Below are 21763 nucleotides of genomic sequence, written 5' to 3' on the forward strand. Positions count from 1 at the left end.
CTACGATCGGTGACGTGATTGTGGGAATCGGCGTCGACGTGGTGGCCCTGGAGCGCTTCGAGCGCAAGATCGAGCGGACCCCCGCCCTCGTGGAGCGGCTCTTCTGCCCCGACGAGCGCGGGCTGCACCCGCGCTCCCTCGCCGCGCGCTTTGCCGCGAAGGAGGCGGTCGCCAAGGCGCTCGGAGCGCCCGGGGACCTGCACTGGCACGATTGCGAGGTCGTGACGGCCCCGTCGGGTGCGCCCTCCATCAAGGCCACGGGCTCCGTGGCCGCGCGCGCCGCGGCGCTCGGGGTGTCGCGCTGGCACGTGTCGCTGACCCACGACGGGGACAGCGCCATCGCCATGGTCATCGCTGAGGGCGAGGGCTGATGCTCCCGGTCTTCCTCGGTTCGGCCGTGCGGGCCGCTGAGGCGCCGGCCATCGCCGCGGCGGCGGCCGCGGGGGATCCCGAGCGCTACATCGCCCGCGCGGCGCACGGGCTGGCCTCCGTGATCCTGCGCCACCTCGGCGCGGCCGGACTGCCGGCGCCGGAGGTCTCCGGCCCCGTTCCCGTGCGCCGCGAGGTGCGGGTCTTGGGCGGGGCCGGCGTGCGCGGGCGGCGCGTCGTGGCCTGGGTCGGGCCCGGCAACAACGGCGCCGACGGCCTGCACGCGCTCTCGCTGCTTGCCGCGCGCGGCGCCGAGGCCACGGCGGTGCTCGTGACCGAGCGGCATCATGAGCCGGGGGCGGCCCGCCTGCGCGCGGCCGGTGGTCGCGTCCTTCCTGCGAGCGGCCCCGCCGCCGGGCGCGCCCTGGCCCGAGCGGAGATCCTCATCGACGCAGCGCTGGGCACCGGCGCCAACGGCGGCATCGACCTCCCGGGATTGGAAGCCGGGCGCCCGCGCGTTCCCGCCTCCGCCTGGCGCATCGCATGCGACGTCCCGTCCGGCCTGGACGCCGATCACGGCGAGGCCGACCCCAGCGTGCCGGCCGCCGACACCACCGTGACCTTCGGGGAGCTCAAGGCGGGGCTGCTGCTCGGCCGGGGGCGCTCGCTCGCCGGGGAGCTGCGCCTCGTGCGGCTGCCCGGGCTGCTGGATCCCGCGCTCCTGGGCGATCCGGCGTTCAGCGTCCTGAGCGAACGGGAGGCCATGGACAGCGTGCTGTCACCGCGGCCGGAGGAGCACAAGTACTCGCGCGGCGTCCTCGGCCTCGTCGCCGGCTCTCCCGCGTACCCGGGCGCCGCCGTGCTGGCCGCCCACGCGGCGCTCGCCACGGGCGTGGGCATGCTCAGCGCCTTCACGCGCGGCACGGCCCGCCTCACCTTCTCGGGGGCGATCCCCGAGGCCGTCGTCTCCCGCCGCGAGGACGCGCCCGACGGCGCGGCCGCCTCGCGCGTGAACGCCTGGCTCGTGGGCCCCGGGCTGGGGGACGAACCGGAGGACCTGGATGCGGCCCGCAGGGTCCTGGCGACGGACGCTCCCGTCGTCGTCGACGCCTCCGCGCTCGCCGTCGTGGCGCCCTCCGCTGAACCGTCCCCCGTGCCCCGCCTGCTCACGCCGCACGCGGGGGAGCTGCGGGCGCTGGCCCGCCGGCTGGGGGCCGACTGGCCCGATCCGCTGACCCGGCCCGTCGCCGCGGCAACGGCCGCGGCGAAGGCCCTGTGCGCCGTCGTGCTCCTGAAGGGTTCGACGACGCTTGTGGCCGCCCCCGACGGCGGCGTGCTCGCCGCCTGCTCCGCCGGGCCGGAGCTGGCCGTGGCGGGCAGCGGCGACACGCTTGCGGGCCTCCTCGGCGCGCTGCTGGCGACGCACGCGGCGCGGGCGGCGGCCGAGGGGCGGCCCCTGGATGCCGCCGAGCTGCAGCGCCTCGGCGCGGCGGGCGCCGTGCTCCACGGTCTCGCCGCCACGCGCGCGCCGGGGCGTGGGGCCGAGCCGCTCGCGGCCGGCCTGCGGGAGCTGCTGGGACCGCGCTGAGACGTATGCTGGGACTTCGCGCGCCGCAGGGGCGCGCCCTGTCGTCGCGCCCGCCTGGAGCGTCGGCGTCGCTGACGAGGAGAATCGGAACACCCGTGGCCACACGCTTCACCTTTGCGGGGGGAAACCTCTCCAAGCTGGCCCGCCTCCCGCTCTACGTCCTGGCCCGGCCGGCCCAGTGGCTCACCCCCCGCAGCCGCCGCGAGTGGGTCTTCGGCTCCGGTGCCGGACTGGCCCAGGGTGCCTGGGAGCTGTGGCAGGAGGTCGCGGCGCGGGAACCCGACGCGCGGCTCACGTGGCTCGTCGCGAACGAGGCGCAGGCCGAGCAGGCCGTCGACGCCGGTGTGGAGTTCGTCGCCAAGGACAGCTGGGCCGGCTTCTGGCGCACCCTGCGGGCCGGCACCGTGGTCGTCACGCACGGCCTGGGGGACGTGAATCGCTACGGCTCGGGCGGCGCCTTCCTGGTGCAGCTCTGGCACGGCATTCCGCTCAAGCGCATCCATCTCGACTCCCCGGCGACCTTTGCCCTGGGCGGTCGCCTGCCGGCCGCGGCCGGCCGCATCCTGCGCGGCATGTACCGCCTCTCCACCCGCGCCATCAGCCTCTTCCCCGTGCCCTCCCAGCTCGTGGGCTCGCGCATCGCGAGCGCTTTTGGCCTGGACCCGGCGCGCATCGCCGTCACGGGGGATCCCCGTGACGAGGCGCTCGTGGCCGGCACCCCCGCGTCGCGCCGCGCCGACTCGCTGCGCGTGCTGCTCGGTGCCGGCGTGCTCTCCGGCGAGGAACGGGAACGCCGCCTGGTGCTCTTTGCCCCCACGTGGCGCGACGGCGTGGAGGACCCCACGGTCCCCACCGAGGCCGAACGCGACGCCCTCGAGGCGCTCGCGCAGCGCCTCGACGCCCTTATCCTCTTCCGCCCGCACCCGTTGGGCCTGGGCGCCTACCGCCGCGCCATCGCCGGGGCCCCGCGCCTGCGCATGGTCAGCTCGGAGGCCGTTCCCGACGTCAACGCGGTGCTTTCGGCCGTGGACGCGCTCGTCACCGACTACTCGTCGGTGGCCTTGGACTACTCCCTCGCGGGCGGGCACATCGTCTGGTTTGCGCCGGACCGGGCCAGCTACGAGAAGAGCCGCGGGCTCTACGAGGACTACGAGGCGACGACGGGCGGGCACGAGGAGACCTGGGCCGGCGTCATCGCCCAGCTCGAGGCTCGCCTGACCAGCGGGCCGGAGGCCGCCGCGTCCCTCGCCGCGACCGAGGCGCTGCGGGACCGCTTCTTCGAGGTGCGCACCCCCGGGGCGCCGGGCCGGGTCTACGAGCAGGTGCTGGCGCGCCGCGACGGCGGAGTGGCGGCTGCTCCCGCGGGCTTGCCGTCGGGTTCGCCGGCTGAGGTGCCCGCCGACGCGGCGACCGGCACGGGCCCCACGGTGTTCTTTGAGAGCTTCTACGGCCGCCGCGCCAACGACAACCCGGCCGGCATCGACGCTGCCCTGGCCGCCCTGCGCCCCGATGTGCGCCGCGTCTGGTCCGTCGCCAACGACACCGTGACGGTGCCGGAGGGCGCGGTCGCCGTGCTCGAGGGCTCCCCGGCGTGGGCACGCGAGCGCGCCGCTGCCTCGACGCTCGTGGTCAACGACTGGCTGCGCACCCCCGTGGCCGATCCCCGGAGGCAAAAGGTGCTGCAGACCTGGCACGGCACGCCGCTCAAGCGCCTCGCGTTGGGCCGGCCCAAGGTGGGCCTGCGCACGCGCCTCGCGATCCTGCGCCAGACCCGGCGCTGGGACGCGCTCCTGAGCCAGAGCCCGTTCTGCTCCGCGGCCCTGGCCGGCGACTACGCGTACCGCGGCCCCGTCTGGGAGACGGGCTACCCCCGCAACGACGCCATGGTGCTCGGCACGCGCGCCGACGCCCGCGCCGCGCTCGGCCTGCCGGAGTCCGGCCGCGTGGTGCTCTACGCCCCCACGTGGCGCGACGACGGGCGCGTGGTGCTCGACGGCGCGGGGTTGGCGGCGCTCGCCGCCTCCCTGGGGGAGGGGACCACGCTCCTGGTGCGCGCACATTCGCGCGTCACTGAAGGCTTCGAGGGGGCGCCAGGCGTGCTCGACGTCTCCGGCCACGAGGACCTGGGCGAGCTCCTGCGCGCTGCCGACGCGCTCGTCACCGACTACTCCTCGATGATGTTCGACGCCGCCGCCATCTCGCTGCCGCTCGCCTTCTTCGTGCCGGACCTCGAGCTCTACCGGGACGAGCAGCGCGGCCTCAGCTTCGACTTCGAGGCCGAGGCGCCGGGGCCCGTGGTGCGCGAGGCCTCCGCGTTGCCGGCGGCGATCGCCGGTCTGTGGGAGCGGCCCGAGGCCTTCGCCGGGGCCTACGCCGCGTGGCGCGAGCGCTACACGCCGTGGGACGACGGCGGGGCTGGAGCCCGCGTCGTCGAGCGCCTCGAGGCCGAGGGCTTCCTGCCCCCGGCGGCCTGAGCCGCCGGTACACCGCGCCGCGCCGTGCGCCCCGCGGGGTGCGCGAAGCGGTGCCCGCCCGGGGCCTAGCCGTTCGTGCGAATGCGCGAGGTGTCCACCGTGCCCTCGCCCTTCGTGACCACGCCGCGCAGGAAGCCGCCGCCCCAGCACAGGTGCATCGTGGCCAGGACGGCGGGCACCAGGAGGCGCACGCCGGGGGAGCCGGCGTCCTTGGTGGTCGCCGCCGCGCCGAGCAGCACCAGCACATACAGCGCCACGGGAACGTAGACGAGGCTCGCGACGGCGCCGATCGTCCCGCCGAGGACGCCCGTCAGCTGCAGCACGGCCACGATCACGGCCAGGCCCAGGAGCACCACGAGCAGCGGGGGAGCGAAGTAGCGCAGGGAATTGCGCGTGCCGAGGCGGCGCACGAGGTCGCCGCGCCACACGCCGGTCGCGTGGAACTGCCGGGCCAGGGCGCCCCAGGAGGCGCGCGGCCAGTAGGTCACGCGCAGGCTCGGCTCGAACCAGACGAGGTGCCCGGCCTCGCGCAGGCGCAGGTTCAGCTCCCAGTCCTCGCCGCGGGCGATGCTCTCGTCGAAAAGCCCCACGGCCTCCAGGGGCCCGCGGCGGAACACGCCGAGGTAGGCGGACTCGGCCGGGCCAGCCTCGCCGTGCCCGTGATAGGCGCCGCCGCCCAGACCGGCGCGGGAGTTGTAGCCCACGGCGATGGCCCGCTGGACGGGGGTGCGGCCCTTGGCGCTCATGATGCCGCCGACGTTGGCGGCGCCCGTGCGCAGGAGCGTCTCGACCGCGGCGCGGGTGTAGCCCTCGGAGAGCGTCGCGTGGGCATCGACGCGCACGATGATGGGGTGGCGGGAGGCCTTGATCGCGAGGTTCAGGCCCATCGAGATGTTGGTCTCGGGGTTGTGCACCGTGCGGATGCGCGGATCCGCGGCGCTCAGCTCGGCGGCGATGCGGTCGGTGGCGTCGTGGGAGGGGCCGAGCGAGAGCACGATCTCCGCCTCGCCCGGGTAGTCCTGCGTGAGCACCGCCTCGACCGCCTCGCGGAGGTCCCGCTCCTCGTTGAGCACGGGCATGATGTAACTCACGGCCGGCCACGCGTCGTCCGCCGGAACGGCCTGCGCCGAGGGGCTCGCGGCCGGGCGCTCCGGGACGCCCGCGGAGGCGCCCGCGGGGGCCGCCGCCGCGTCCCCGCGCGGATGCGAGTGCTCAGGGTTCGGCTGCGGCAGGGAGGGGGAGGGCATGCCCAGCATTCTGCCACGCGGGCCTCGAGCGGCCGCAGGCGGGGGTTCCCGGGGCCGCCACCCCGGTGCCGAACCGTCACGTCTCCCCGCGCGGACCGGCCCGGGCGACGGCGCGGGTCTAGGGTGGTGCCCGTGCATCACCCCGAATTGACCCCCGGCGGCGCGGAACGCGTCGCCACCATCGACCTGGACGCGATCGAGCACAATGTACGCACCATCGCGAGCAAGGTGGCGCCCGCCCGCGTCATGGCCGTCGTCAAGGCCGACGCCTACGGGCACGGCGCCGTTCCCGTGGCCCGCGCCGCCCTGCGCGCCGGCGCCGCCTTCCTCGGCGCGGTGCACGTCTCCGAGGCCCTCGCGCTGCGCGCGGCCGGCATCGACGCGCCGATCCTCTCGTGGCTGCACACCGCCTCCACCGACTTCCCCGCCGCGCTCGCCGCCGGCGTGGACCTGGGCGTCTCCGGCTGGGAGCTGGAGCCCATCGCCGAGGCCGCCCGCGCCGCCGGCCGGACGGCGCGCGTGCACCTGAAGATCGACACGGGCCTGGGCCGCAACGGCTGCCCCGCCGATCTCTGGCCTGCGTTGACGGCCCGCGCCGCCGAGCTCGAGGCCGAGGGCGTGCTGAGGGTCGCCGGGATCTTCTCCCACTTCTCCGTGGCCGACGAGCCGGAGCGACCCGAGACCGGGGAACAGCTCGGTGCCTTCGAGGCGGCCCTCGAGGTGGCGCGCGCCGCCGGCCTGCGCCCCGAGACCCGGCACATCGCCAACACCCCCGGCCTACTGACCCGCACCGACGCGCACTACGACATGGTGCGCCTGGGGCTGGGCATGTACGGCCTCTCGCCGCTCGAGGGCGTGACGTCGGCGGACCTCGGGCTGCGCCCCGCCATGCGCCTGTCCTGCCAGGTCGCCGCCGCCAAGCGCGTCCCCGCCGGCCAGGGCGTCTCGTACGGCCTGCGCTGGCACGCGCAGCGCCCCACCACCCTGGCGCTCATCCCGCTCGGCTACGCCGACGGCATCCCGCGCATCGCGGAGGGCGCCCCCGTCCTGCTGGGCGGCCGGGTCCTGCGCAGCGTGGGCCGCGTGGCCATGGATCAGTTTGTGGTTGACCTGGGCCCGGACGTGGCCCCCGAGGACGTGGTTGGCACCGAGGCGGTGCTCTTCGGCGGCGAGGGCGAGCCGCCCGTCGAGGCATGGGCCGAGGCCGCCTCGACCCTCAACTACGAGATCGTCACGCGCATCTCCCCGCGCGTTCCCCGCGCCTATGTGGGCGCCCACGCCGCCGCCGATGCCGCCGCACCCGAAGGGACCCGCCCGTGAGCTCCGCCGACCTGACGCTGACCCTGCCCGCCGCCGCCGACACGCAGGCCGCGGCCAAGGCCCTCGCCTCGGTGCTGCGCGCCGGCGATCTGCTCCTGCTCATCGGCGAGCTCGGCGCCGGCAAGACCACCTTCACGCAGGGCCTCGGTGAGGGGCTCGGCGTGCGCGGCGGCATCATCTCGCCCACCTTCGTGCTGGCGCGCGTGCACCCCTCGCTCGTGGGCGGCCCGGAGCTGGTCCACGTCGACGCCTACCGCCTGGGCAGCGCGGGCGAGCTCGAGGACCTCGACCTCGCCGACACGATGGACCGCGCCGTGACCGTGGTCGAGTGGGGCCGCGATCGCGCCGAGGGCCTGGCCGACTCGCGCCTCGAGCTGGAGCTCATCCGCCCAGTGGGCGGCGCCCTCGCCCCCGGCGCCCCGGCGCCGTGGGAGTCCGAGGAACTCGAGGACGACGTCGTCGAACGCACCCTCACGGTGCGGGCCATCGGCCCGCGCTGGGACGCCGAGGCAAGGGCGGCCCTCGCCGCCGCGCTGGGCCTCTAGCCCGCGCGCCGGGCCGGCCGCGCGCCGTCGGGCACCGAGGGGCACGACGGCGCGGCGCCCGTCACGTGCCCGCCCCGCCCTGGCGGGGCGTGAGGGAGCCCACCGCGGGGGCCCGCGCCGCCGGGCGTAAAATGGCAGGCGTGCGCCTGCTGAGTCTCGATACCTCGTCCGTGGTTTCCGTCGCCCTCCTCGAGGTGTCCGACGACGCCGAGCCAGTGATCGTGAGCGATGCGCTCGGCACCGATACGCACCGCCACGCCGAGGATCTGGTCCCCGCCGTGCGCGACGCGCTCGCCGCGGCCGGCTGGGAGCGACCGGACGCGATCCTCGTGGGGGAGGGCCCCGGCCCTTTCACTGGCCTGCGCGTCGGCCTCGCGAGCGCCGACGTCCTCGCCTTCGCCTGGGGCGTGCCAGTGTTCGGCCTGTGTTCTCTCGACGGGCTGGCGCGGCAGCTCGCGCCGGCCGCCGGCGGCGAGTTCATCGCCGCCCTGGACGCGCGCCGCAAGGAGCTGTACTGGGGCCGCTACGACGCCACCGGCCGCCCGCTCGGCGGCCCTCAGGTCGGCGCCGTGAGCACCCTTCCCGCCGGGCTGCCCGTGGCCGGCGCCGGAGTGCGCGCCCGCGAGGCCGAGCTGAGCGCGGCCGGGACCCCCGTGGTGGCCGGCACCGAGGACACCCCCGTCTCCGCGGCGCACCTAGCCCTCGCTTGGCTCGCTGCGGGCCGTCCGGAACATGCGCCGGTGGCCCGCTACCTGCGCGAGTCAGACGCCGTCGCGCCCGCCTCCTTGGCGCCCTCCGCTGGCGGGGTCAAGTGAGCCACCGCCTCGCGCCGGCCACCGCGGCCGAGCTGGAGGGACTGCCTGCTGGCTACACCCTGCGCGAGATGACGGGCGCGGACCTGTCAGCCGTCCACGCGCTGGAGACCGTGCTTTTCCCCGCGGATGCCTGGCCCCTGCACCTCTTCGAGGAGGAGCTGGCCCACCCAGAGTGGCGGCTCTATTGGGTGCTCGAGGCCGGCGCGGAGATCGTTGCCTACGCGGGGGCGCAGTACAGCTCCGGCATGGCCGATGTGCAGACCATCGCCGTGAGCCCGGCCCACGAGGGCCGCGGCCTCGGCGGCTTCCTCATGCGCCTCATGGCCGCGCGCTCGCGCGCCTGGGGCGCCACCGATCTGCTCCTGGAGGTGCGCGTCGACAACGAGCGCGCGCAGGCCCTCTACGAGCGCCACGGCTACACCGTGATCCACACGCGCCGCGGCTACTACAACGACGGCTGCGACGCCCTCATCATGCAAAAGTCATTGCTCGCGCAGATCCCCGATCTGCCGGAGCACAACGAAGGAGAGAGCGCGTGAGCGCGAGCGAGCCCCTGGTCCTCGGCATCGAGTCGAGCTGCGACGAGACGGGCGTGGGCGTGGTGCGCGGCACCGAGCTCCTGGCCAACGCCGTGGCCAGCTCCATGGAGGAGCACGTCCGCTTCGGCGGCGTGATCCCGGAGATCGCCTCCCGCGCGCACCTCGAGGCGCTCGTCCCGACCCTGCGCCAGGCGCTGGACACCGCGGGCGTGACGATGGACGACGTCGACGCGATCGCCGTGACCACGGGCCCCGGCCTGGCTGGCGCACTCATGGTCGGCGTGGCGGGGGCGAAGGCCCTGGCCCTGGCCACGGGCAAGCCGCTCTACGCCGTGAACCACCTCGTGGCGCACGTGGGCGTGGGCGTGCTCGAGGGCGGCGAGCTGCCCGAGTCGCTCGGCGCCCTGCTCGTCTCCGGTGGGCACACCGAGATCCTGCGCGTCGGCTCGCTCACGGGGGACGTGGAGCTGCTCGGCTCCACGATCGACGACGCGGCCGGCGAGGCCTACGACAAGGTCGCGCGCCTGCTCGGCCTGTCCTACCCGGGCGGCCCGGTCATCGACATGCTCGCGGCCGAGGGAAACCCCAAGGCCATCCGCTTCCCGCGCGGCCTGACCCTCGGCAAGTTCATGGGTACGGCCGAGGAGCCGGGCCCGCACCGCTACGACTTCTCCTTCTCCGGCCTCAAGACCGCCGTGGCGCGCTACGTCGAGGACTGCCGCGCGCGCGGCGTCGAGGTGCCCGTGGCCGACGTCGCCGCGTCCTTCCAGGAGGCGGTGGTCGACGTCATCACCAAGAAGGCCGTCCTGGCCAGCCAGGAGCACGGCCTGCGGAACCTCCTGCTCGGCGGCGGCGTCGCCGCCAACTCGCGCCTGCGCGCCCTGCTGGCCGCGCGCTGCGCGTCGGCCGGGATCGGCCTGCGCATCCCGCGCCCGGGCCTGTGCACCGACAACGGCGCCATGATCGCGGCCCTCGGTTCCCAGCTGGTCTCCGCCGGCGTTGAGCCGACCGGCACCGAGTTCGGCACCGACACGGGGCTGCCGCCCTCGATCGTCTCGCTCCCGGCCGCCTGAGCCGGGCCGCCTCAGCCGACCGGCGCCGAGGCGCGGTCGGGCCGGAAGCCGCGCCGCTGGGTGCCGGCTGGGTCTCAGTCCTCGATGCGCAGGCGGCGCGTGTTGGCCAGAACGACCTCCTGCAGATCCCCGGCGTGGGCCCCGGCGACGGCGCGCTGGCGCTGGTAGCCGGCGCCGTCCGTGACGATGCGCCAGACATCGGCCAGCTCCTCCTCGCAACCGAGGCGCTTGGCGATGGGCGTGAGGCGCGTGAGCTCGTCGGCCAGATGCTCCGTGACGAGCTTCTCGTTGCCGGCCGAGTCGAGGATGATGATCGCGTCGAGGCCGTAGCGCGCCGCCCGCCACTTGTTCTCCACGCGGAACCAATTGCTCATGACCGGGATGTGGCGCCCGGCGTCGAGCTGGGCCGACATGTCGGCCACGAGGCACTGCGTCAGCGCCGCGACCGAGGCCACCTCGCGGATCGAGGAGAGGCCGTCGCAGATGCGCATCTCGACCGTGCCGAAGCGCGGCACGGGGCGCACGTCCCAGCGAATCTCGTTGAGCTCGTCCACGACGCCCGTGTGCATCATGTCGGCGACGTACTTCTCGTACTCGCTCCACTGATCGAAGTGGAAGGGCAGACCGCCCGTGGGCAGCTGCTGGAACATGAGGGAGCGCTGCGAGGCGTAGCCCGTGTCGTCGCCGCCCCAGAAGGGGGAGGAGGCGGAGAGCGCCAGCAGGTGCGGCTGGTAGTTGATGAGCCCGTCCACGATGGGCAGGGCCTTGGCGTGGTGATCCACCCCGACGTGCACGTGCACGCCGTAGATCACCATCTGCCGGCCCCACCACTGCGTGCGGTCGATGAGCTTGGAGTAGCGCTCCTTGTCCGTGACCGGCTGCTGCGTGGGCTGGGCGAAGGGGTGCGAACCGGCGGAGTAGAGCTCCACGCCCAGCGGATCGGTCACGGCGCGGACCTCGGCGAGCGTCTCGGAGAGCTCCTGACGGGCGTCGGCCACGCGCGTGTGCACGCCAGTGACGAGTTCAACGGTGTTGGAGAGCAGTTCCTGCGTCACGCGGGGGTGCTCCTGCCCCTCGGGCAGGCCGGCGGCGACGCGCACGCCGTCCAGGACCTCCTGCGCCACGGAGCGCAGATCGCCGTTGTCGCGATCGACGAGGGCAATCTCCCACTCGATGCCAAGCGTGTTTGCCGCCGACTGCGCAAAATCGATGTTCACTGCTGCTGTGCTCCCCTCGTGACGGGGCACGCGCCCCGTTGATCGTGATTCTAGGACCGGGGGAGCGGCGACGCGGCCCGTGCGACGCGGTGCGGCGCGTCACACGGGCCTCAGGCGCGCTCAGGCGGCGAGGCGGCGCAGGCGCACCGTGCCGAGGCTCGTGCTGGCCCGCAGCTCCGCCGTGGCCTGCGAGGCGGGCCCGTCGGTGGCGCGCAGCTCGTTGATGACGCTGCCTGCCTTGGTGCTGGCGTCCACCCACACGGCCACGCCCTGGGCCACGTCGATGTCGATCTCGCCGACCGAGGTGGCCGCCGTCAGGCTGCCGCCCTCGAGGCTCGCCACGCTGATGGCGCCGGCCGAGGTCTTGAGCGTGGTCTCGCCAGTGGAGCGCCCCACGCGGATGGTGCCCGCGCTCGTCTTGGCGCCGAGCCTTCCGGCGGCACCCGCCACCCGGATGTCGCCGTTGGAGGTCTTCAGCTCGGCGTCGCCGAAGACCTCGCCGACCTCGAGGCTGCCGTTGGAGCTCGTGAGCTCGGCGCGGCCGCCCACGGCGCCCACCGTGACGGGGCCGTTCGAGGTGTTGGCGCGCAGTCCGGCGGCGGAGTCGACGCGGATGGAGCCGTTGGAGGTCTTGAGGCTGGCCTGACCCCACGACCCGCGGGCGGTGATGGCGCCGTTGCCGGTCTTGGCCTCCACGAGGGTGCCGGCCGGTGCGGTGATCCGCACGTGGGCCGTGCCGAGGGCAAACATCTTGGGCCCGGCGTGGAAGAGGGAGACGGTGTCGGCGTCCGCGCTGACCTCGATGCGCTCGGCGGCGCGCTCATCGGCCGCGCGGCCCGGGCGGGCGGCGGTGATCCGCACGAGGACGGTGGCTTCCTCGTGGGTGTCGAGGTCGAGGATGGCGGAGGGAAGATCGATGATCATGCGCGGGATGCCCGCGACGGGGAAGTTCTGCATGGTGTGCTCCTAGCGCTGCGTCGGGGTGGAGGGAGGGGCGGGTGCTCAGTTCATCCAGCCCGTGACGCGCTGGCGCGCGCCCGCACGGGTGGAGGAGGCGGCCTGGCGGAGGGCGTCCTCGGTGCCGGTGGCCGCGACGTCGGCCGCGGCCACGGCGAAGCCGACGGCCTTGACGAGCCAGGAGTTCAGGCTCTGTCCCGCCTCGGCGGCGAGCGACTCGGCCTGGGACTTCAGGCCCTCCGGGACGCGCAGGTTGAAGCGGGCGGTGTCGCCGTCCTCGGCGGCGGAACCGGCCGGGCCGGCGGCGGGGAAGGCGCCCCATGCCGGGGTGGCGGGCTCGGCGGCGGGTGCGGCAGCCGGGGCGTCGGCGTCGAGCCCCTGGGCCACGAGCCGGGGCTCGTTGCCGCTGAGCTGCAGCGAGACGGTGCCCGGGGCCAGGTCTGCGCTGAGCTCATCGGCGGCGGCGGCCAGGGCGGAAATGAGCGCGAGGCGCAGCGAGGAATCGAGCGCGGCGGCGAGGCGCTCGGCGTGCTCCGCGGCGGCCGAGTCCTCGGGGAGCGCGGCCAGGAGGTCGCGCTGCACGGTGTTCACGAAGCGATCGAGTTGCATGGCATCACTGTGGCATCACAATGATGCCATGTCAATACCTTGATGGTGCCAGGATGCGCGAAGGGCGGGCCTCCCGTGGAGACCCGCCCTGGCTGCGGTGGCGGTTTGGCGGGGAAGAAACCCGGCGGCTCAGGCCACCGGCTCGACCTCGAGCGCCACGCGGCGCTCGCCCACGCGGGCCAGCACGAGGGTGGCGGCGCGTCCGCCCTTGAGCTTGCCGCGCCCCGCGAAGATCTCGCGCCGCAGCGTCTCCGGCGCGATGTCCACCCCGCGCTTCTTGATCGTCAGGGTCGTCACGTTCTGCGTCTTGGCCCACGTCCGCAGGGCCTTGGTCTTCAGGGGCAGCTCGCCGATCACGCGGTAGCTCGTCGCGAGGGCGTCGGGGGAGGGGGTGGCGGAGCGCAGGTAGGCGAGGTGCGGGTCAACGGCCTGCGCGCCGAGCCGCTGCGCCAGGTCGGCCACGAGGCCGGCGCGGATCACGGCGCCGTCCGGCTCGTGCAGGTACTCGCCCGGCGCGGGGAGACCGCCCCCCTCCAGGACGGCGGCGGCGGGGTCGATCCCGGGGAAGCCGGTCGCGGCCGTGAGCTCCACGACGCCTGCAGCGCCGAGCACCGCCGCGGCGCGCCGCACTCCGGGGCGCGCCAGGGAGTTGAACCAGAGCGTCGCCTCGACGACGTCCCCGCGGTCGGAGAGCCACTGCGCCTCGGCCCCCTCGGGCACGGCGTCGTGGGGGAGGCCGGGGCCGAGCTTGACGCCCACGGCGAGCCCGCAACCCGCCAGGGACGTCACAAAGCTCAACGGCGGCGTGAAGGCCTCCGGGTCGAAGAGCCGGCGCGTGCCCGAGCTGTCCTCGTCGCGGCGGGCCGGGTCCAGCCACGCGCCGTCCATCCCCTCGAGCGGGACCTCCTCGGCGAAACCGTGGATCACGCGGGCCTGGGGGAAGGGCATGAGGTTGAGGGTCGCGACGGCGGCCGTCGTCTCGTCGGCCTCGACGCTCGTCACCTCGAGGTCCATCGAGGCGAGGGCGAGGGAATCGGAGCCGATGCCGCAGCCGAGGTCGGCCACGTGCCTGACCCCGGCCCGCGCGAAGCGCTGGGCGTGCAGGGCTGAGACGGGCAGGCGCGTGGCCTGTTCCAGGCCGGGGCGGGTGAGGAACATTTCGGCGGCAAACGGCCCAAACTTGGCCTCGCCGCGGTGGCGCAGGCTCAGCTGGTGCACGACGGCGGCGACCACCTCGGGCGCGTGGCCCGCCTTGCGCAGGGCGAGCGTCAGGCGCATCGCCGCGTCGTCGTCCGAGGCCTCCTCGGGACGGTGCTGGCTCAGCAGATCCAGTCCCTCCGGGGTGAGGAGGGCGGCGAGCGGCTCGGAGGAGGGAGGGGAGACGGGCATGAAGCCAGTTTCCCACGCGGGGCGAGCCGGCACGCCGTGGGTGAACAACTGGCACTCACCTTGACCGAGTGCCAGCGTCTTCCTACAGTTGAACCATCAGCACTCGCCGCGCGCGAGTGCTAAGCCCTTCGGCCCAGCGACCGGCCCCCGCGACGGCGGACGCACCGGTGCCGGAAGGCGTTGACACCACTGGTTTCAAGACAAAGGAGCGAGCCGCATGTCGGTCTCCATCAAGCCCCTCGAGGATCGCATCGTCATCCAGCAGCTCGAGGCGGAGCAGACCACGGCCTCTGGCCTGGTCATCCCCGATACCGCCAAGGAGAAGCCCCAGGAGGGCAAGGTCGTGGCCGTTGGCCCGGGTCGCGTTGACGACAACGGCAACCGCGTTCCGCTCGACGTCGCCGAGGGCGACGTCGTCCTGTACTCGAAGTACGGCGGAACCGAGGTCAAGGTCGGCGGCCAGGAGTTCCTGGTGCTCTCCGCTCGCGACGTTCTCGCCAAGATCGAGAAGTGATTCTTTGACGCCATCGCCCCGACGCAGCGCGCAGCGCAGCGCGGGGCGATGGTGCGTCTTTGCCGCGCGCGCCTGAAACACGGCCGGGCGCGGCCAGCAGTTCCCCAGACCCACCTCCACTAAGGAGTCATTCACTCATGGCAAAGCAGCTTGCTTTCGATGAGGCGGCCCGCAAGGCCCTCGAGGCCGGCGTCGATCGCCTGGCCGACACCGTCAAGGTCACCCTGGGCCCCCGCGGCCGCAATGTGGTCCTGGACAAGCAGTGGGGCGCCCCCACCATCACCAACGACGGCGTGACCATCGCCCGCGAGGTCGAGCTCGAGGATCCGTACGAGAACCTTGGCGCCCAGCTCGCCAAGGAGGTCGCGACCAAGACCAACGACGTCGCCGGCGACGGCACCACCACCGCCACCGTCCTGGCCCAGGCGCTCGTCAAGGAGGGCCTGCGCAACGTTGCCGCCGGTGCCGCCCCGGGCGCCGTCAAGCGCGGCATCGAGGCCGCCGTGGACGCCGTCGAGGCGCGCCTGAAGGAGAATGCCCGTCCGGTTGAGGGCGCCAATGTGGCCCACGTCGGCGCCATCTCCGCCCAGTCGGACGAGATCGGCGAGCTGCTCGCCGAGGCCTTCGGCAAGGTGGGCACCGAGGGTGTCATCACCATCGAGGAGTCCAACACGACCAACACCGAGCTGGTCGTCACCGAGGGCATGCAGTTCGACAAGGGCTACCTGTCCCCGCACTTCGTCACCGACGCCGAGCGCCAGGAGGCCGTCCTCGAGGATCCCTTCATCCTCCTGAACTCCGGCAAGATCTCCTCCGTCCAGGAGCTGCTGCCCCTGCTGGAGAAGGTCCTGCAGGCCTCCAAGCCGCTCTTCATCGTGGCCGAGGACATCGAGGGCGAGGCCCTCTCCACGCTCGTCGTGAACAAGCTGCGCGGCCTGCTCAACGTCGTGGCCGTCAAGGCCCCGGGCTTCGGCGACCGCCGCAAGGCCATGCTCCAGGACATCGCCACCCTCACGGGTGCGCAGGTGATCTCCCCGGACCTGGGACTCAAGCTGGACCAGGTCGGCGTCGAGGTACTCGGTACCGCCCGCCGCGTGAGCGTCACCAAGGACTCCACCACCATCGTTGATGGCGGCGGCGAGGCCGAGGATGTGGCAGCCCGCGTGGCCCAGATCAAGGCCGAGATGGAGCGCTCCGATTCCGATTGGGATCGCGAGAAGGCCCAGGAGCGCCTGGCCAAGCTGGCCGGCGGCATCGGCGTCATCAAGGTTGGCGCGGCCACCGAGGTGGAGCTCAAGGAGCGCAAGCACCGCATCGAGGACGCCGTGTCCTCCACGCGTGCAGCGCTCGAGGAGGGCATCGTCGCCGGCGGCGGCACCGCCCTCGTCGACGCCGTCGCCGTGCTGAACACCGATCCGGCCATCACGGCCCTCGAGGGCGACGTCGCCACGGGCGTCGACATCGTGCGCCGCGCGCTGCTGGCCCCGGTCAAGCAGATCGCCGTGAACGCCGGCTTCGACGGCGCCGTCGTGGCCGCCAAGGTCACCGAGTCCCCGGTCAACTCCGGCTTCAACGCCAAGACCGGCGTGTACGAGGACCTGCTGGCCGCCGGCGTCATCGACCCCGTCAAGGTCACCCGCTCGGCCCTGCGCAACGCCGCCTCGATCGCCGCCCTCGTGCTGACGACCGAGACCCTCGTCGTGGAGAAGCCGGCGGACCAGGAGGACTGATCCTCCCCGCCGTCGTCCACCGACAACGCGCAGGAACCCTCCCCACCCGGTCCACCGGGCGGGGAGGGTTCCTCCGTTTCTGCCCCGCGCATGGCTGGGGCAAAGGAAGCGGACAGCGTTCTCTTGCCCCGCGCCGGTACCATCGTGCGATGGGTCGGCTCCCTCTCGACCCGTCTACCTATGCAGAACTCCACAGCCACCGCCCCGCATCGTTCACCCGCCGGGTTCCGCGCCGATCTGGCCGGACTGCGCGGGGTCGCCGTGTTGCTCGTGGCGATCTATCACATCTGGGTCGGCAGGGTCTCGGGAGGCGTCGACGTCTTCCTGCTGATGTCCGCGTTCTTCCTGACCGGCGGGTGGGTGCGGGCCACCGAATCCGGGCGACCGCGCGGCATCCTCTCCTCGTGGATCAAGCGCCTGCGCGGGCTCCTGCCCGCCGCGGCGCTTGTCATCGCGACGATCCTGCTCCTCACGCTGCTGATCCTGCCCGGCACGCGCTGGCCCGAGACGCTCTCGCAGGCCTGGGCCTCGCTCGGCTACACCCAGAACGTGCACCTGGCCAATGTGGCCGTTGACTACTACAACCCCGACCACTCCAAGTCCTCGCCGCTGCAGCACTTCTGGTCGCTCTCGGTGCAGGGCCAGGTCTTCCTGCTCTGGCCGCTCCTCCTGGCGGGGGCGGGCCTGGTGGCGAGGTACACCCGGCGGTTCGGCTGGGGCCTGCGCCGCGTGAGCCTCGCGCTCTTCGGCGCGGTGTTCATCGCGTCCTTCGCCTATTCGGTGGTGTTCACGGCGCAGGACCAGGGGCGCGCCTACTTCTCGACCCCGGCCCGGCTGTGGGAGTTTGCCCTCGGCTCGCTCCTGGCCCTCGTCGTGGACAAGATCCCCACCCTGCCGCGCTGGCTCGCGCGGTGCATCGGTTGGCTCGGCTTTGCCGCGCTCATCAGCTGCGGCATGGTGCTGCAGGTCGAGGGGCAGTTCCCCGGCTACGCGGCGCTCTGGCCCACCCTCGCCGCCGCCGCGATCGTGGTGGCCGGCAGCGGGAGCTCCGGCTGGAACCGCGCCGATGTGAGCTGGTGGCTCTCTCGCCGCCCCGCCGTGTGGCTCGGTGAGATCTCCTACCCGCTCTACCTCTGGCACTGGCCGCTGCTCGTGTTCGGGCTCTTCCTGTGGGGGAGCACGGCGCTGAACCTGTGGCAGGGCGCCGTGGTGCTCGTCCTCGCCGTGCTCCTGGCCATGGCGACGCACCGCTTCGTCGAGCTGCCGGCCGCGCGCTGGGCCGCCCGCCCGCTGCGCGCCCTCGAGGCGCGCGTGCCCGCCGCACCTGCGGCACCCAAGCCGGTCCGAGGCTCCCGCCCCCGCGGCTGGCGACGCGTGGCACGCAAGGCCCGGCGCGGCGTCGAGCGTTTGCCCCGCCGCGCCGTGGGCGGCCTGGACAGGCACGCCCGCGCCCTGGCCATCGTGGCCCTGTGCTTCGCCGTGGCGCTGCCCGTGGCGCTGTGGCAGGCGAGCCTGAACCAGCAGGCGAAGTCGGCCGCGACGCAGAGCCCTCAAGATAACCCCGGGGCGGCGACCCTGGAACCCGGTTACTCCGACGAGATCGCCTCCTCGGCCATCGCCCTTCCGCTGCCGGCGGATCAGAAGCAGGACTGGGCCACCACCGGCCAGGCCTGCGCCGGGCAGTGGGCCATCGACTCGCAGGTCATCGAGTCCTGCCACGAGGGAGGGGACCTCGGTTCGAAGACCACGGTGCTCGTCGTCGGCGACTCCCACGCGCAGCAGTGGACGCCCGCGCTCGACGCGGCGGCGCAGGCGCAGGGCTGGCACTGGGTGGCGCTCTACCGGCCCGGCTGCCGCTTCGGCTCCACCGAGGAGGGCTCGGCGGATCCCGAGTGCGCCGCCTACACACAGGAGGCCAAGGACTACGTGGCCGGGCGCACCGGCGCCATTTCGGCGATCGTCACGGTGGCCACGAAGTCCGTGGCCGCGGGCGAGGACGGCGCGAGCGCTGGCGAGTCCGAGGTGGTCGTGCCCGGCTTGGTGGACGCCATCTCCCCCTGGCTCAAGGAGGGTCTGCCCGTGGTGGGGCTGCGCGACACCCCGCGCTTCAGCTTCGACATGGCCGATTGCGCGGCCCGCCTCACCACCACGGAGGAGCAGTGCTCGGTGCCGCTCGCCGAGCAGCTGGCCCCGCTGAACCCGCTCCTCGAGCTCACGTCCGGCCCTGCGCGGCTCAAGGGCCTGACGGCGATGGACATGAGCGACGTCGTCTGTCCCGACGGCACGTGCGTGCCGGCCATCGGCAACGTCAACGTGTGGATCGACGACTCGCACCTGACGTCGCGCTTCGCGCTCACCACGGGAGAGATCTTTGAGCGGCGTTTGCTCGCAGCGCTCGGCTGGGACGCCCGGGGCTAAAGCCCGCCGTGGCGCGCCGCGCGGGCCGTCGCTGTGACCCACCGGCAAGCAATGGTGAGCAGGATCACGCGCGTCGGGCCGGTGGCGGGGCATGCGGGAATGATCGGGCGCCCCGGAGCGCTCTAGGATTGTCTCTAACCCCCACCGGCTCGTTCCGAAAGGCATCGCGTGAGCGCCAACGATGACTTCAATCCCTTCGCATTCGAGGGGCTGACCTATGACGACGTGCTGCTGCTGCCCGGCCCCACGGACGTGATCCCGTCCGACGCCGACACCAGCACGCGCCTGTCCAAGCGCATCAGCCTGAACGTGCCCATCCTCTCTGCCGCGATGGACACCGTGACGGAGGCGCCGATGGCGATCGCCCTGGCCCGCCTGGGCGGCATCGGCATCATCCACCGCAACATCTCCATCGAGAACCAGGCCCGCCAGGTGGACCAGGTCAAGCGCTCGGAGTCGGGCATGATCACCGATCCGGTGACCATCACCCCCACCGCCACGCTGCAGGAGCTGGACGATCTCTGCGCTCACTACCGCGTCTCGGGCCTGCCCGTCGTGGACGAGAACCGCAAGCTGCTGGGCATCATCACCAACCGCGACACGCGCTTTGTGCCGCGCGCCGAGTGGGCCACCACGCAGGTCCACGAGAAGATGACGGCCATGCCGCTCATCACGGCGCCCGTCGGCACGAGCCGCGAGCAGGTCCTCGAGCTGCTGGCCAAGCACCGCATCGAGAAGCTCCCCCTCGTCGACGCCAACGACGTGCTCCAGGGCCTCATCACGGTCAAGGACTTCGACAAGGCCGAGGATTACCCGCTGGCCACGAAGGACGACGAGGGCCGCCTGCGCGTCGGCGCCGCGGTGGGCTTCTTCGGCGAGGGCTACGACCGCGCCATGGCGCTCGTGGACGCCGGCGTCGACGTGCTGGTCGTGGACACCGCCAACGGCCACAGCCAGGGCGTGCTGGACATGATCGCCCGCCTCAAGAAGGACCCGGCAGCGGCGCACGTCGACATCATCGGTGGCCAGGCCGCCACGCGCGAGGGCGCCCAGGCGCTCATCGACGCCGGCGCCGACGCCATCAAGGTGGGCGTGGGCCCGGGCTCCATCTGCACCACCCGCATCGTGGCCGGCGTGGGCGTCCCCCAGGTCACCGCGATCTACGAGTCCGCGAAGGCCGCGATCCCGGCCGGCGTTCCGCTCATCGCCGACGGCGGCCTGCAGCACTCGGGCGACATCGGCAAGGCCCTCGTGGCCGGCGCCGACTCGGTCATGCTCGGCTCGCTGCTCGCCGGCACGCAGGAGTCCCCGGGCGACCTCGTGTTCGTCAACGGCCGCCAGTTCAAGGCCTACCGCGGCATGGGCTCGCTGGGCGCCATGCAGACGCGCGGCAAGAACACCTCCTACTCCAAGGATCGCTACTTCCAGGCCGATGTGCCCACGGACGAGAAGCTGGTCCCCGAGGGCATCGAGGGTCAGGTGCCGTTCCGCGGCCCGCTCTCCTCCGTGGTCCACCAGCTCGTGGGCGGCCTGCGCCAGACCATGTTCTACGTGGGCGGCCAGACCATCCCGGCGCTCAAGGAGCGCGGCAAGTTTGTGCGCATCACGGCGGCGGGTCTGAAGGAGTCGCATCCCCACGACATCGCCATGACGGTCGAGGCCCCGAACTACCACCGCTGATCGGCGGCGGTGACGAAGCCAACGTCACACAGTGCCAGACGGCGCCCACCCAGGTCGGGTGGGCGCCGTTGGCGTTGGTAGGCTAGGCAGAGTGAGCAACGACATCGAGATCGGCCGTTTCAAGCGGGCCCGCCAGGCCTATTCGCTGGACGACGTGGCGATCGTCCCCTCCCGCCGCACGCGCGATGCCTCGGACGTCTCCACGTCCTGGCAGATCGACGCCTACTCCTTTGACACCCCGTTCATCGGTGCCCCGATGGACTCGGTCATGTCCCCGGCCACGGCCATCGAGCTGGGCCGCCAGGGCGGCCTCGGCGTCCTGAACCTCGAGGGCGTGTGGACGCGCTACGAGGATCCGGCCAAGGTGCTCGAGGAGATCGCCTCCCTCGAGTCCGCCACGGAGTACGGCTCCGATCCGCGCATCACGCGCCGCCTGCAGGAGCTGCTGGCCGCGCCGATCCGCCCCGAGCTGATCAAGGCGCGCCTCGAGGAGATCCGTTCGGCCGGCGTGGTCGTGGCCGGATCCCTCACCCCGCAGCGCACGCAGGAGCACTACAAGACGGTGCTGGAGGCCGGCGTCGACGTCTTCGTCATCCGCGGCACCACCGTCTCCGCCGAGCACGTCTCCGAGCGCCACGAGCCGCTGAACCTGAAGAAGTTCATCTACGAGCTCGACGTCCCCGTCATCGTGGGCGGCGCGGCCGGGTACACCCCGGCGCTGCACCTCATGCGTACGGGCGCGGCCGGCGTGCTCGTGGGCTTCGGTGGCGGCGCCACCGGCACCACGCGCCGCGCCATGGGCGTGCACGTCCCCATGGCCACGGCCATCGCCGACGTCGCCGCCGCCCGCGGCGACTACCTGGATGAGTCGGGCGGGCGCTACGTCCACGTCATCGCCGACGGCGGCGTGTCCACCTCGGGCGACATCGTCAAGGCGATCGCGCTCGGCGCGGATGCCGTCATGCTCGGCACGGCCCTGGCCCGCGCCGAGGAGGCCCCGGGCTGCGGCTACCACTGGGGCATGGAGGCCGCGCACGGCTCCGTGCCGCGCGGCGACCGCGTCCGCGTGGGCACCGTCGGCCCCATGGCGCAGGTGCTGCACGGCCCCTCGCACCACACCGATGGCACCTCCAACCTCACCGGCATGCTGCGCCAGTCCATGGCGACCACCGGTTACGTGGACCTGAAGTCCTTCCAGAAGGTCGACATGGTCCTCACGCAGTACCTCTCCCGCTAGGCGGGCCGGAGCCGGCGGGCCCCGCGTCCCTTCCTTCCGGAG

Annotated in this window: 18 protein-coding genes; 13 read left to right on the forward strand and 5 right to left on the reverse strand. The window is 73.5% G+C overall.

What is annotated here, in order from left to right; genetic code table 11:
- Positions 1 to 14 precede the first annotated feature (14 nt).
- The 3 genes from DWB68_RS02180 (at position 15) to DWB68_RS02190 (ending at position 4431) form a co-directional block, all read left to right on the forward strand.
- A complete protein-coding gene (locus DWB68_RS02180; RefSeq protein WP_119423505.1) occupies positions 15 to 371 on the forward strand; it encodes a holo-ACP synthase in 357 nt (118 codons plus the stop codon).
- Positions 371 to 1957: an NAD(P)H-hydrate dehydratase gene (locus tag DWB68_RS02185; RefSeq protein WP_119423506.1), complete on the forward strand. Its 1587-nt coding sequence runs from the start codon at positions 371 to 373 to the stop codon at positions 1955 to 1957. The genes DWB68_RS02180 and DWB68_RS02185 overlap by 1 nt, the downstream gene beginning before the upstream one ends.
- A gap of 95 nt (positions 1958 to 2052) precedes the next feature.
- Complete coding sequence (locus DWB68_RS02190; protein WP_158588178.1) at positions 2053 to 4431, forward strand: CDP-glycerol glycerophosphotransferase family protein; 2379 nt, start codon at positions 2053 to 2055, stop codon at positions 4429 to 4431.
- A 65-nt stretch (positions 4432 to 4496) separates the two neighbouring features.
- Here DWB68_RS02190 and DWB68_RS02195 read toward each other — a convergent pair whose 3' ends face one another.
- A complete protein-coding gene (locus tag DWB68_RS02195) occupies positions 4497 to 5510 on the reverse strand; it encodes a glycosyltransferase family 2 protein (RefSeq protein WP_233548568.1) in 1014 nt (337 codons plus the stop codon).
- Between the two features lie 300 nt (positions 5511 to 5810).
- Between DWB68_RS02195 and alr the strand changes: the two genes are divergently transcribed.
- The 5 genes from alr to tsaD all read left to right on the forward strand — a co-directional run bounded on the left by alr (position 5811) and on the right by tsaD (position 9970).
- Positions 5811 to 6998: an alanine racemase gene (gene alr, locus DWB68_RS02200; protein WP_233548562.1), complete on the forward strand. Its 1188-nt coding sequence runs from the start codon at positions 5811 to 5813 to the stop codon at positions 6996 to 6998.
- A complete protein-coding gene (gene tsaE, locus DWB68_RS02205) occupies positions 6995 to 7543 on the forward strand; it encodes a tRNA (adenosine(37)-N6)-threonylcarbamoyltransferase complex ATPase subunit type 1 TsaE (protein WP_199700358.1) in 549 nt (182 codons plus the stop codon). The genes alr and tsaE overlap by 4 nt, the downstream gene beginning before the upstream one ends.
- Positions 7544 to 7674: 131 nt before the next feature.
- Entirely contained in the window at positions 7675 to 8358 is a 684-nt protein-coding gene (gene tsaB, locus DWB68_RS02210; RefSeq protein ID WP_119423511.1) for a tRNA (adenosine(37)-N6)-threonylcarbamoyltransferase complex dimerization subunit type 1 TsaB, read from the forward strand.
- Positions 8355 to 8897, forward strand: a complete 543-nt coding sequence (rimI, locus tag DWB68_RS02215; RefSeq protein ID WP_233548564.1) for a ribosomal protein S18-alanine N-acetyltransferase — start codon at positions 8355 to 8357, stop codon at positions 8895 to 8897. The genes tsaB and rimI overlap by 4 nt, the downstream gene beginning before the upstream one ends.
- The gene (tsaD, locus tag DWB68_RS02220) at positions 8894 to 9970 is read left to right on the forward strand and encodes a tRNA (adenosine(37)-N6)-threonylcarbamoyltransferase complex transferase subunit TsaD (protein ID WP_119423512.1); all 1077 of its coding nucleotides are present in this window, start codon (positions 8894 to 8896) and stop codon (positions 9968 to 9970) included. The genes rimI and tsaD overlap by 4 nt, the downstream gene beginning before the upstream one ends.
- Before the next feature lie 74 nt (positions 9971 to 10044).
- Here tsaD and DWB68_RS02225 read toward each other — a convergent pair whose 3' ends face one another.
- From DWB68_RS02225 to DWB68_RS02240, 4 genes are all read right to left on the reverse strand, one after another.
- Positions 10045 to 11187, reverse strand: coding sequence for a glutamate--cysteine ligase (locus tag DWB68_RS02225; protein WP_119423513.1), 1143 nt, complete (start codon positions 11185 to 11187; stop codon positions 10045 to 10047).
- Positions 11188 to 11307: 120 nt separating this feature from the next.
- Entirely contained in the window at positions 11308 to 12144 is an 837-nt protein-coding gene (locus DWB68_RS02230) for a DUF4097 family beta strand repeat-containing protein (RefSeq protein ID WP_119423514.1), read from the reverse strand.
- 45 nt (positions 12145 to 12189) lie between these two features.
- Positions 12190 to 12753: a toxin-antitoxin system HicB family antitoxin gene (locus tag DWB68_RS16935; protein ID WP_119423515.1), complete on the reverse strand. Its 564-nt coding sequence runs from the start codon at positions 12751 to 12753 to the stop codon at positions 12190 to 12192.
- 129 nt (positions 12754 to 12882) lie between these two features.
- Positions 12883 to 14142, reverse strand: coding sequence for a class I SAM-dependent methyltransferase (locus tag DWB68_RS02240; RefSeq protein ID WP_119423574.1), 1260 nt, complete (start codon positions 14140 to 14142; stop codon positions 12883 to 12885).
- A gap of 217 nt (positions 14143 to 14359) precedes the next feature.
- Between DWB68_RS02240 and groES the strand changes: the two genes are divergently transcribed.
- The 5 genes from groES to DWB68_RS02265 all read left to right on the forward strand — a co-directional run bounded on the left by groES (position 14360) and on the right by DWB68_RS02265 (position 21721).
- Entirely contained in the window at positions 14360 to 14656 is a 297-nt protein-coding gene (gene groES, locus DWB68_RS02245; protein ID WP_119423516.1) for a co-chaperone GroES, read from the forward strand.
- Between the two features lie 137 nt (positions 14657 to 14793).
- Positions 14794 to 16386 (forward strand): chaperonin GroEL, encoded by a 1593-nt coding sequence (gene groL / locus DWB68_RS02250; protein WP_119423517.1) that lies wholly within the window; start codon positions 14794 to 14796, stop codon positions 16384 to 16386.
- A 180-nt stretch (positions 16387 to 16566) separates the two neighbouring features.
- Positions 16567 to 18804 carry an acyltransferase family protein gene (locus DWB68_RS02255; RefSeq protein WP_158588179.1) on the forward strand — a complete coding sequence of 746 codons (2238 nt, stop codon included), beginning with the start codon at positions 16567 to 16569 and terminating at the stop codon, positions 18802 to 18804.
- Positions 18805 to 18972: 168 nt separating this feature from the next.
- Positions 18973 to 20484 (forward strand): IMP dehydrogenase, encoded by a 1512-nt coding sequence (gene guaB, locus DWB68_RS02260; protein WP_119423519.1) that lies wholly within the window; start codon positions 18973 to 18975, stop codon positions 20482 to 20484.
- 91 nt (positions 20485 to 20575) lie between these two features.
- A complete protein-coding gene (locus DWB68_RS02265; RefSeq protein ID WP_119423520.1) occupies positions 20576 to 21721 on the forward strand; it encodes a GuaB3 family IMP dehydrogenase-related protein in 1146 nt (381 codons plus the stop codon).
- Positions 21722 to 21763: the final 42 nt, after the last annotated feature.

Source organism: Galactobacter valiniphilus, from assembly GCF_003575975.1.
Taxonomy (GTDB): Bacteria; Actinomycetota; Actinomycetes; order Actinomycetales; family Micrococcaceae; genus Galactobacter; species Galactobacter valiniphilus.